The 9,310-nt window shown below is 57.6% G+C and carries 16 protein-coding genes; all 16 read right to left on the bottom strand.

Annotated features, from left to right (window positions below; all coding sequences use genetic code 11):
- The coding region (locus OSO_RS43905) for a putative signal transducing protein (protein WP_010584456.1) at positions 1-336 on the bottom strand (336 nt) is incomplete at its 3' end.
- A 158-nt stretch (positions 337-494) separates the two neighbouring features.
- Positions 495-722, bottom strand: a complete 228-nt coding sequence (locus tag OSO_RS50825; RefSeq protein WP_449329010.1) for a phage tail assembly protein T — start codon at positions 720-722, stop codon at positions 495-497.
- On the bottom strand, positions 719-1,144 hold the full coding sequence (locus tag OSO_RS0117150) for a hypothetical protein (RefSeq protein ID WP_010584455.1): 426 nt from the start codon (positions 1,142-1,144) through the stop codon (positions 719-721). Before OSO_RS0117150 ends, OSO_RS50825 begins: the two co-directional genes overlap by 4 nt.
- A 50-nt stretch (positions 1,145-1,194) precedes the next feature.
- Complete coding sequence (locus OSO_RS0117145; protein WP_010584454.1) at positions 1,195-1,602, bottom strand: hypothetical protein; 408 nt, start codon at positions 1,600-1,602, stop codon at positions 1,195-1,197.
- Between the two features lie 52 nt (positions 1,603-1,654).
- Complete coding sequence (locus tag OSO_RS0117140) at positions 1,655-2,095, bottom strand: hypothetical protein (protein ID WP_010584453.1); 441 nt, start codon at positions 2,093-2,095, stop codon at positions 1,655-1,657.
- A 24-nt stretch (positions 2,096-2,119) separates the two neighbouring features.
- The gene (locus OSO_RS0117135; protein ID WP_010584452.1) at positions 2,120-2,779 is read right to left on the bottom strand and encodes a hypothetical protein; all 660 of its coding nucleotides are present in this window, start codon (positions 2,777-2,779) and stop codon (positions 2,120-2,122) included.
- Positions 2,772-3,146, bottom strand: coding sequence for a hypothetical protein (locus OSO_RS0117130; RefSeq protein ID WP_010584451.1), 375 nt, complete (start codon positions 3,144-3,146; stop codon positions 2,772-2,774). Before OSO_RS0117130 ends, OSO_RS0117135 begins: the two co-directional genes overlap by 8 nt.
- Positions 3,146-4,756, bottom strand: a complete 1,611-nt coding sequence (locus tag OSO_RS0117125; protein WP_010584450.1) for a hypothetical protein — start codon at positions 4,754-4,756, stop codon at positions 3,146-3,148. Before OSO_RS0117125 ends, OSO_RS0117130 begins: the two co-directional genes overlap by 1 nt.
- Before the next feature lie 12 nt (positions 4,757-4,768).
- The gene (locus OSO_RS0117120) at positions 4,769-5,155 is read right to left on the bottom strand and encodes a hypothetical protein (protein WP_010584449.1); all 387 of its coding nucleotides are present in this window, start codon (positions 5,153-5,155) and stop codon (positions 4,769-4,771) included.
- Between the two features lie 10 nt (positions 5,156-5,165).
- The gene (locus OSO_RS0117115) at positions 5,166-5,552 is read right to left on the bottom strand and encodes a hypothetical protein (RefSeq protein WP_010584448.1); all 387 of its coding nucleotides are present in this window, start codon (positions 5,550-5,552) and stop codon (positions 5,166-5,168) included.
- A 12-nt stretch (positions 5,553-5,564) separates the two neighbouring features.
- Positions 5,565-6,413 carry a hypothetical protein gene (locus OSO_RS0117110; protein ID WP_010584447.1) on the bottom strand — a complete coding sequence of 283 codons (849 nt, stop codon included), beginning with the start codon at positions 6,411-6,413 and terminating at the stop codon, positions 5,565-5,567.
- Positions 6,414-6,471: 58 nt separating this feature from the next.
- On the bottom strand, positions 6,472-7,002 hold the full coding sequence (locus OSO_RS0117105) for a hypothetical protein (RefSeq protein WP_010584446.1): 531 nt from the start codon (positions 7,000-7,002) through the stop codon (positions 6,472-6,474).
- Between the two features lie 5 nt (positions 7,003-7,007).
- Complete coding sequence (locus OSO_RS0117100; protein WP_010584445.1) at positions 7,008-7,352, bottom strand: head-tail adaptor protein; 345 nt, start codon at positions 7,350-7,352, stop codon at positions 7,008-7,010.
- A complete protein-coding gene (locus OSO_RS48140; protein ID WP_010584444.1) occupies positions 7,352-7,984 on the bottom strand; it encodes a head-tail connector protein in 633 nt (210 codons plus the stop codon). The genes OSO_RS0117100 and OSO_RS48140 overlap by 1 nt, the downstream gene beginning before the upstream one ends.
- Before the next feature lie 40 nt (positions 7,985-8,024).
- Positions 8,025-8,282, bottom strand: coding sequence for a hypothetical protein (locus tag OSO_RS0117090; RefSeq protein ID WP_010584443.1), 258 nt, complete (start codon positions 8,280-8,282; stop codon positions 8,025-8,027).
- 100 nt (positions 8,283-8,382) lie between these two features.
- Positions 8,383-9,310, bottom strand: a 928-nt coding sequence (locus OSO_RS43895; RefSeq protein ID WP_010584442.1) for a phage major capsid protein, incomplete at its 5' end; no start/stop codon positions are given.

The following is a 9,310-nucleotide window of genomic DNA, read 5'->3' as shown; positions in this document are numbered from 1 at the left end:
CGCCGTTGGCGTGAGAGAAGCTTCGTCACCTTCATCAGTGAGTTCAGTACGTCCGCTGGCATCATCAGCAGGAATCGCGTTCGATAGTTCAGATTGATGTTGAACCGAGGCGTGCATCTCTGAATTGAGTCGCAGAATCTTTCGGGCACGCTCTACATCAAAATCCTTAACGAGTAGTTTCACACCGCCAATGGCATTGGCATTTATCCAAGCCACGCTCGCCACCGTCTCGCCTTCAAGTTCCGCTTCAATTCCTTCACTTTTTAAATGCAGCTTCGCGAGGTTCGCTTCGTCGACGGACCAATATGAAATCAGTTTGACAAAGTGATTTTTCATGTTTATTTCGATCACCAATTCGAGAAGTTGTTGGACGATCTATTTGGCGTGCTCACACATCCTTAACACGATGATTCTTGCACAAATCATCTTGCCGTTCGAGGGCAAGGTTGTCTTCCCACGGATGTCAGTGTCATTCGTACTTGTGCCCTTTTTTTCTACCCGCCGAATCCGGCGAGGATGGCAGCCGCGTTCGCATCAGGATCGAAAGGCGGTTCGGGGATGTGATGCCCCCAGGTCCGGAGCGCGGTGTCGATATCCAGCTCTTTGCCGCAGGCCCCGGCGATCGCCGCCAAGATCGTGGCCAACGGGCGATCGCGATCAATGGCCCGAGTCGGTTCAAGGGCGAAGTACTCACGCCATTCCGCGAACTGCTCGGTCGTCAGTTCGTCGAGGAGCTGATCGACGTCGGGACGTCCGCAGATGACCGCGAGTCGGTAGGCGTCTGCTCTCCGCTCGCGGGCGGCAAGTTTTTTGAACGTGCCCTCAGGGAGGTATGGGCGCTGGCCTGCTCGTACAGGATGCCAGCCAGAACACTGTCGAGTTCCGCAGCCTGGTCTTCGGTCAGCAGTCGATTGCCCTCCTCGTCGCTGACGGTCAACGCGAGCAGCTTTCGACGGGCACTCTTTAGCCGATGCGGATCGATGTCGATCGTGCCTGGCTTCCAAGCGGCGGCCTCTTGATTCGCCGATTCTTGTTCTGTCATCGAACAGCAGAACAAAGTCAGCCCGAATTCTTCGAGTCCGGTGAACGGGACCACACGACGTTTACCGGCGGCTTTCATTTCTGCAAAACTGGACGCGGCCATGATCGACTTTCAAGCATGGGGGAACGAAACGACTGATCGACCAGGTATCCTTACGGTGCGATCGCGAGCTTCTTTTCGCGGTCGGCTTTCAACGCCTCGATTTGACCAGGGCTGGCATCGAACTGTGGGTTACCGGTCATCTGGGCGAGTTCCAACTGATCACTCGCTTCAGCGGCTGCGACGATTTTGACGTCGAGGCTGGCACTGCCAGGCATGACGCGATTCGCGCGTTCGGCGCAAGCCTGGTCAACGGGCTCGGCTCGGCCCATCGCGACCAGCAACCAGGCGTCTTTGTGCTCGATCACGGTGCCCGCCGGTGCCGTCACCTGGCGTTTGGCGTCGAACTCAGCGGCAGTGATCTCACCGGCATGGAATTGATCTACCAGGGCTCTCAGATCTTCCCATCCCTTCAATTCGGGGTTGGTGATCAATTCGTCACGAAGCAAGCGGCACTTCATATTTCGATCCATCGAAAAAAGTGTGGAAGAACAATCGGCGATCGCCGGGCGATTACGTCACGGTGGGCAGGCCGTCGATGTCGCCTTTGACGTCGAGGCTGACACCCTTGTCCATGTCGATTTTCGGAGTCAGCTCGATTCCGGCAGACGTGAACGAGATTGTCTTTGAGGGGGCCGGTGTCACGCTGCCGAAGATCGGAGTCGACGGCAGCACAATCGCCATTGGGTTCTTAATTGGCGTCGTAACGATGCCGAGCAGAGCGATATGAGTCGCGAGCGCCGGGTCCCACCACAAAGTTGCACCGAAGTCTGAACCTTCGACCCAGCCGTTCATTTCCTTCGATTTGCCGTTTCCAGACTGGTCGAAGTAGCTGGAATCATACGACTGCGATTTCCAGCCAGGCGGCGTGATCGCAGTCGCCTGGGCAATCGTGGTGAGAACTGTGGCGATCGTCATTTGCCACAGCGTGCCCTTCGATCGGTATTGTGCCATTGCCTGCCTCTCCACGAACTGAACTTAGATCGTCGACGTGTCTTCGAGCCAGCCGATTTGGATCTTGACCACACGCGGTTTCACAGCCAGGCTGTGCCCGTGATCCTCTTCCTTGTCGTTCCAGCTCCCAAGAATGTCGACCTGTACTATTTGCACCGCGAGCGATGCGCCGGGCAGATCCCACAAGAGGGGCGTCTGCGACACGGCAGGAGCTGGTGAGACGGTCAGGGCCGTGGCGGAAGTCCTGCCGGTGACTGTGCCGGAATAGACCAGCATGCCGTTTCCGTCCCGCAAATGAATTTCCTGGCCAATCAGGTCATTGGTCCAACCGGTTCCGTGTCCGACGATTGTCGGATCTCCCGCTTGAATCAGAACGGTTCCCGGCGCTGTGAAAATCGTGGCGCCGAACGGAATTGCCCGAAACGCGGACGCGACCAGGTTGCCAATCTGGATCGACTTCGCAAACTCCAGCGCTTTGATAACGATGTCAAATTGCTGGAACTGCAGCGGCGATTCTTGACCATCGATCTGCCGTTCGCGGTCTTGGGGATCGGCTTCAATCCCGATCGCGGGCAAGTCCTTGTCTGTAAGCGGCACGAAGTCGCCCACGTGGACGCGGCCACCGACCGAGTTGAACACGGGTTGCTTCATCAACAGAAACGTTCTGAGGGCTCGTTCAAGCATGGGGTTCCTTCGGAAAGAATTCGCAGGATTTGCAAATCGTGACTCCGTCCAATTGGCTGCCGAGTGATGCGGCCGTCCTGGCGAGCGGAAGGCGTTTGAGGCAACGGCCCTTCTCACTGCATGCGTACACGGTCCGATCACAACCGCAGCCAGGTGCGTCGATCACTCCGACCGGTTCACCTCGGTTCGGGCAATTGATCCATGACGTTGAGAAGTCGAGGTCATCGCACTGTGAGCAGGCCAGGATCTTCAGCGGGTTGTCGTTCTCGGCACATGGCTTACGGTGCTTGAGACAGTTGAACGAGTCGAACACTTTCCCGCTGACGTTGTAGGTACCGATGAGGTCACCACGATTCGCACAGAACATTACATGCACTCCACATCAATCGATTGAAGCCCCGGAGTTCCGCCGGGGATAATCATTGGACGCATCGACGGTACGGGTGGCCGGACGCAGGGGCTTGAACAATTTCCAACGACCGCACCACTGACAGCCCATTGCGTGTAGGTGTTCGTGGGAGAACCAGGCGGACGGGAAGACGAGTTGTCGTAGATGTCCACGAAATGCTGATGGCCGCCGCAGCTGATACCCGTGACGCAGTTGGTGGTGAATGTGTCCGATAGCGAAGTCGGAGCTCCAACGGGTTGAGGCAAGAAGCATCCAGGTGAACAGGGATTTGCCGGAGCCACCCACACGAACCCGCCCATTCCATCGGACGCCGATGTGTATGTTGCACCACCAGTGCAACCACTCGGCGAATCATTGAAGCTGTTCGAGCACATCGGCACGGTAGAGCCCCAACACGAGTCGCCACCCGATGAGATCCGTCCGCATCCAGTCGTGTAGGCAGTCGTCGAGGTGCTCCAGATCTTGAACGGCCTCTCGACAGGCGTGCCACCGATGTTGAGCTTCCAGGCTTCGTTGCTGTAAGTGATCCAGTTGTTACCGATCTTGATTTGATCCAAAAGCCCGTGACGAGGGATTAGGCCAGCCCCACCATTGAGCGTCCCCCCTCGAAGTAGCGTTGCGACCCTGGCACCGGTTGACGCGTCGAAAATCTCGGTGAAATAGAGAGTGTCCGAATATGAAAGATTCGTGCCCGTCAAGAATCGGTAACCACCAACTGCGACGTAGTTCCCATCCGTTTGAATTTGGTTGATCACCCGGATGTACAAGCAATTGGTTGTCCAACCCAAAAGCGGTGTCCCCGCGATCACACTCGCCGGGACATCGAGCTTGGACACTGCAGCCGATCCCTTGTCCTGTTCCAGGTATGTGTACGTGTAGGCCATAAACACGTTGTCGGCCCGGTCGACGGTTGCCACCGTCCGTGCGACCGCAGTGCCGAGCACGTAAGGTGGGACGTAGGCATCGTAAATCGTAGCCCCTGTCGTGACGTCGATGATCCGAGGCATGTCACCGTACGTGGGTGCTGAAATCGCGGTGACAATCGCGTAGTTCGTGCCAACTTCATCGAGCCTCCAATCCGTCGTTAAAGGCAAGGCATAATTCCAAATCGTCGAACCGGAGCTGCTGACACCGTACAAGAACCGACCGAAATAGCCTGGCCGCGTCGTGAAGTAGCAAATGCTCGTGCCATTACCACTGACACGATGGGCGGGGATTCTGGGCAATTGACGTGTTCCCAGATATGACCAGCCTGTCGGCTCGGCAGACCACCCCCATTGTTTCACACCATTGGAATCGTACTGCCTCAAGACATCGACGGGCGGCTGTGTGTTTGCCAAGTTGGGATCGACCGGAATGGACGGGCCGCCTACTTGATAAACGTAACCATTGTCATCTTGATCACCGATGCCCGCACCGTACTGGGGCGAGTACACCGCAACCCCATTCGTCGGGGTGAATGATCCAAAGTCCTCATAGTAGTTCGCCGTCCACAGGACGTTGCCCGAGGCGTCGACCTTGTATAGTGTCGCGGGGTTCTTGCAACAGCATCCAGTGCGTGCGGGCATTTGCGTTCAATCCTACGAATCAAAACTATCGAACAGGATCACACAACTGGCCACGTTCGCCACGGCATGCACCGTGGCCGCCGCCAGCACGGTGCGGGACAGACGAATGACCTGCGATTCGCCCGGCTTCAGTTCCATGAACGGGTAATAGGTCCCCCCGATCTTGAGTCCGATCGAAACGAAGTTCGTGGAGTCAAGATTGGCAACCCTCGTCAGCGCTGGCGTGGCGAGCTGACTCAAGTTGATGTCGACGCCCGCGCCGGTCGTGACTGTCACCGCACCGGGCGAAGGCCCATTCGCAACAGAAATGTCCGCTTGATACGAGGTCGGTTGGCTCTGGTATTGCAGCTTCCCCTTCACGACTTTGAGATTCGCGGTCACAGTGGCTTCATTCGCCATGTCAGTTCCTTTAACAAGCGGCCCAGGTGATCATCCAATCGCCATCGATCCGTGTAACACGCACGTACGTGCCAGAAGGAACGGTGAGCGTCTTGTCCCGATTGACGATCGTGAACGGTCCATCCGTAGTGCTCGCGATCATTGCTTTTGGTGTCGACGTACTGGTGGGATCGATCCGGTACGGCTGAAACGTGCAAGTCGGCGGTGTCAACCAGGCGGCGGACAGTGATGCCGGAGCTGCGAGCGCTGATGTGGTCACGCCCTGCCACTCCGCACCAGGTTCAAAGACTCGGCGACGATCCGCAGACGTGTTGGACATTTCCGCCATGACGCGGCGAATGACCTGTTTCAACACTTCGAGAAAAGGTTTCGACATCAGGAAGGTTTCTTCGGACATTCGCGTCTCTCCTCAAATTGGCAACGCGAGACCGGAAAAGGCAATCTTCCTGGCATGGTCGACTTTGATGAAATTGCAGTCGGCAGGTCGTCCCGAGAGCGGGATCACTTTTCCAGACGAGGCATAAAGTGGCTGAGGGTCTTGTGCAGGCTCGCCGTCTAACATGATACGAGTGAGATTCGATCCATCTCGTTGCCACAGTCCTGCGTTCACTGGCTGAGGCTGCCACCCCAAATCGTTGTAAATAATCGTGTAGGTGGAGGACCAATAGTGGTAAGTGTTCTCGAACGTCTCGTCACTCGTTGCCACCAGCAACAGCGTTTCAGGATCGCAGCCAGCAAACGAGTCGGAGTTCACTGATCCACTGAGTGATAAGAATCGACTCAAATCGAACGTGTCGTCGGATTCATTGCGTTGCCATACGATCGTGGGCTGGTGGTGATTGACCTGAACCCCACCGTCGAATGGACAGCCAGCGGAGTCGAGAATCAAAGTGCCATTGCGGTCTTTGAAAATGCTTCGCTGCGTCTCGGTGGTGAACACGCGACGTTTGACCGGCCGTTCCATCGGATTCTCGGCAAACTTCGGCATGTCTGTCGTATAGTCGATCCCGATCTCCCAATCGTAGTAGGGATCTTGGTGGAACAGCCGCTCGTTCGTGATCTTGCGAGCGAGGGCATTCGGATAATGCGGATGCGGTGTCCCTGGAATGATGCCAAGAGCAATGACGGCCTCATCCAGCGTCAAAAAGCCGCCCGTATTGCTACAGCGATATTTCCGTTTGTACGTCTTGATCAAACGGCCTTCACTGCTGACCTCGTATGCCCCACTTTCTTCGATCAATTGAGGTGTGAACGACATCGCACTTCATCCGGGAGAGAGAATCGAGTTACACGCAAGACGTGGTTTTGCTGCGCGGTCACTTGCCCATGGCTCGAATGACCTCTTCCATCCGCTGGCGAGCTTTCCGCTCGATCGCGGTGCGGATGTTCGCGGCCGAGGCTCCGGCGCGGCGGACGGCCCTGACGGGAGAAATGCCACCGACGTAGCGACGCGGGGATTTCGTGTACCTCTGGGCGGTGCCCAGGGCGAACCAGTGGACGTTGTTGGCCGAGATCCCGACGCCTTTGCGAGCACCGCGTCCTGCTTTGCGTTTTGCGGCCCTGGCGGCCCTCGCCCTGGTGTTTTTTCCGACACCGAAACCGGCCTTCGCCATGGCCCCAAATTGGGCATTGGTTTTCGTTTCAAGACGCTTTCCGACCGTGGCCTTCAATGCCTTTTTTAGAGCGGGGCTGATCGGTTCGGAATCGATCTCGCGACGAATGGATTTTGCCAGGTCGGCCAGGCCCGCATTGACGGCGGAGCGAGCGACCTTGTTTGATTCGCGGGTTGCCAGGCTGGCCAACTTGCGATCGATCGACGCGATACCCGTGAGAATGCGTGTGGCCATGTCCGTCAGTGCCTGCAGAGCATTTCGACTTCGCGGTTTGATGCATCGCGGCGGTAGGCGGCTTCAATGTGGAGCAGCTCGCCGGTCACTTCCAGGAGCAGCCGCATTTCGCTGGTGATCGCCAGGGCTTCGGAGCTGAATGGCAGCCGAACCAGGTGGGACACGTCAGCGTCGACGATGCCAGCTCGAGTAAATTCCCGCTGGCCTTTGAAAATGACTTCCGCGAAGCCGACCAGGTAGGTTTCCCAGTTGTCGGGGGACTCGACCGCCATCTCGCCCAGGACGTTGGGCGTGGCATCCTGCTTGAGGCGTTGGACGACGATCGGATCGCGGCGCTTCGAAGCGGGCATTATCGCACTCCTAATGGAGCGCCGGACCACAGGCCAAACCCACCAGGGAACTTGGGATGGATCGGCTTCGCGGTCCAGATCGATTCGAGCATGGCCGCTTTTCTCACGCGGTACGGTCGGCAGAGTCGATCGAGCGTCGTGTCGCCTTTGATCTCGACTGGTTCCGAGTTCTCGTAGAGCTGAGCGGCGATCAACAAGATTGCATGCTTCAGCGAAGCGGGGACAGACGCGGCGTCGGCATAGCCGCAATCGTAAACGATCGTGACGCTGGCCGGACCGTCTTGTGAGACCGGCCAGACCATCGGGTAGTTCGGCTCGATCGAGCCTGGCTCGTGCGAGATGTCGACCCGGAACGTGGTGAAGGTCTGCGTTGTGCCCGTCGAGTCGACGTAGCTGACGGACGTGATTGCTCGCAGTGGCGGCTTGGGCAGATACAGGGCCTCGTCACCCATCGGGAAACCCCGGCGGGTGATCGAACGACCGCTGATCGGAATCAGCGATCGCCAGGTGTCGGCTTCGACCTGTTCGCGTGCGACGGAAATCAGCGAGTTGAGCAGCGCGTCTTGATGGCTGTGATTCAACCGCAGGTGCTGTTTGAGCGTCGCTAGTGCTACAGGTTCTGTCGTCGACATCGATCAATCCTTGAGGCCTGCATCGTCAGATCCGGCGAGATTACCGGCGGTTCGAACCGCCGCCCTTCGTTGCCTTTTCTGCTCCGCCCTGCCCGCCGTCCGGACTCTTGGGAGGTTCATCGACAGCGGCTTCGGACGGTTCCGGAAACACGGTCAATTCGTCGTCCGTTTCCACAGCCACTTTTTCGGTTTTGACCAATCGTTTGCACTGATCTTCATCCACTTCCACGACATCTCCGATCGAATGGACACGTTGATTGAGGACGATAAAGGGAACGACGAACTTGATTCGGAACATTGCAGGGCGCTCCAGCGATCACAGGAAGGATGAGAAACGGAACATTGCGAGGGAGCTGGCCCGGCGAACCGAAACCAGCTCCCTCTTCGCGGGGTGTAGCTTAGATGCGGACCATGTCCACGATCTTGTTAAACGATTCTGGATGCTGCACGGCGATGTCCGCGTCCTGCAGCATCGTGACTTTCAGGTCGCCAGCCGTGGAATTGCTGTAGGGGTCGACGATGATGTCGATTCCGCCCCACATACCGATCATCAGACTGGCCCAGTTCCCGAACAGCATCGCGGTCAGGTTCGTTCCAGATCCCTTGGTCAACGTCTTGCTGATCAAGGTGGACGACTTCGCCTGGTAGCCGTTGATGGTGTTGTCCGCTTCCCAAAGGAAGCCGGAATACTGCGAGGCGGCGATTTTCGTGACCGTCTTCATCTTGCCTTTGCCTACCTGACTGGTCAGGTAGCCCATGTTCTGGGCCATCGCATTGGCATCGTTGATGGCAGATTCCATCGCGACGACGGCCGCCCAAGTGGGATCGGTTCCGTTGGTGCCGAGTGCCGTGGTAGTGATCGCACCGTTCGCCATCAAGCCAGTCGGCTGGTTGGACGACCCAGTCCCGTTGAGACCACCGTTGTCGATCCCCAGGGCCATGAACCACAGCATGTTTCGGCGGATCATGTTCTCGACGTCGAGGCTGGTCTGGTGTCGCATGCGGCGAGTGATCAGCGTGTAAGCGCCGAGCGTCTTCGCGGCAAGCGTCACCTGGTCCAAGGTCGGATTGGACTGCGTCGGGGCGGTCGATTCACCGACCCAGTAGGTTTGGATGTTCGAAGCCAGGCGTGGGATTGCGAGTCCCCCCACCAGGTCACCGAGGAACGTTGCTCCGAGCTGAGCCAGAACAGGCAGGGCCTTTAACGAGTCGATGAAGCGGCCGGTGTCCAAGATCGTCGGAACACCACCAGCGCCAGCGGTCGTATCAAACACGCGGCTTTCCGATCCACCCAACTTGGATCGCGGATCGCCACGGTCGAAGGCA

This window comes from Schlesneria paludicola DSM 18645 (genome assembly GCF_000255655.1).
In the GTDB taxonomy this organism is placed as follows: Bacteria; Planctomycetota; Planctomycetia; order Planctomycetales; family Planctomycetaceae; genus Schlesneria; species Schlesneria paludicola.
This window is presented reverse-complemented; position numbering and strand designations above follow the sequence as displayed.

Bases quoted from the DNA above. Each gene is read 5' to 3' on its own strand.
- OSO_RS0117150 (WP_010584455.1), bottom strand. From the start codon at position 1,144: ATGGCCGCGTCCAGTTTTGCAGAAATGAAAGCCGCCGGTAAACGTCGT.
- OSO_RS0117145 (WP_010584454.1), bottom strand. From the start codon at position 1,602: ATGAAGTGCCGCTTGCTTCGTGACGAATTGATCACCAACCCCGAATTG.
- OSO_RS0117140 (WP_010584453.1), bottom strand. From the start codon at position 2,095: ATGGCACAATACCGATCGAAGGGCACGCTGTGGCAAATGACGATCGCC.
- OSO_RS0117135 (WP_010584452.1), bottom strand. From the start codon at position 2,779: ATGCTTGAACGAGCCCTCAGAACGTTTCTGTTGATGAAGCAACCCGTG.
- OSO_RS0117130 (WP_010584451.1), bottom strand. From the start codon at position 3,146: ATGTTCTGTGCGAATCGTGGTGACCTCATCGGTACCTACAACGTCAGC.
- OSO_RS0117125 (WP_010584450.1), bottom strand. From the start codon at position 4,756: ATGCCCGCACGCACTGGATGCTGTTGCAAGAACCCCGCGACACTATAC.
- OSO_RS0117120 (WP_010584449.1), bottom strand. From the start codon at position 5,155: ATGGCGAATGAAGCCACTGTGACCGCGAATCTCAAAGTCGTGAAGGGG.
- OSO_RS0117115 (WP_010584448.1), bottom strand. From the start codon at position 5,552: ATGTCCGAAGAAACCTTCCTGATGTCGAAACCTTTTCTCGAAGTGTTG.
- OSO_RS0117110 (WP_010584447.1), bottom strand. From the start codon at position 6,413: ATGTCGTTCACACCTCAATTGATCGAAGAAAGTGGGGCATACGAGGTC.
- OSO_RS0117105 (WP_010584446.1), bottom strand. From the start codon at position 7,002: ATGGCCACACGCATTCTCACGGGTATCGCGTCGATCGATCGCAAGTTG.
- OSO_RS0117100 (WP_010584445.1), bottom strand. From the start codon at position 7,352: ATGCCCGCTTCGAAGCGCCGCGATCCGATCGTCGTCCAACGCCTCAAG.
- OSO_RS48140 (WP_010584444.1), bottom strand. From the start codon at position 7,984: ATGTCGACGACAGAACCTGTAGCACTAGCGACGCTCAAACAGCACCTG.
- OSO_RS0117090 (WP_010584443.1), bottom strand. From the start codon at position 8,282: ATGTTCCGAATCAAGTTCGTCGTTCCCTTTATCGTCCTCAATCAACGT.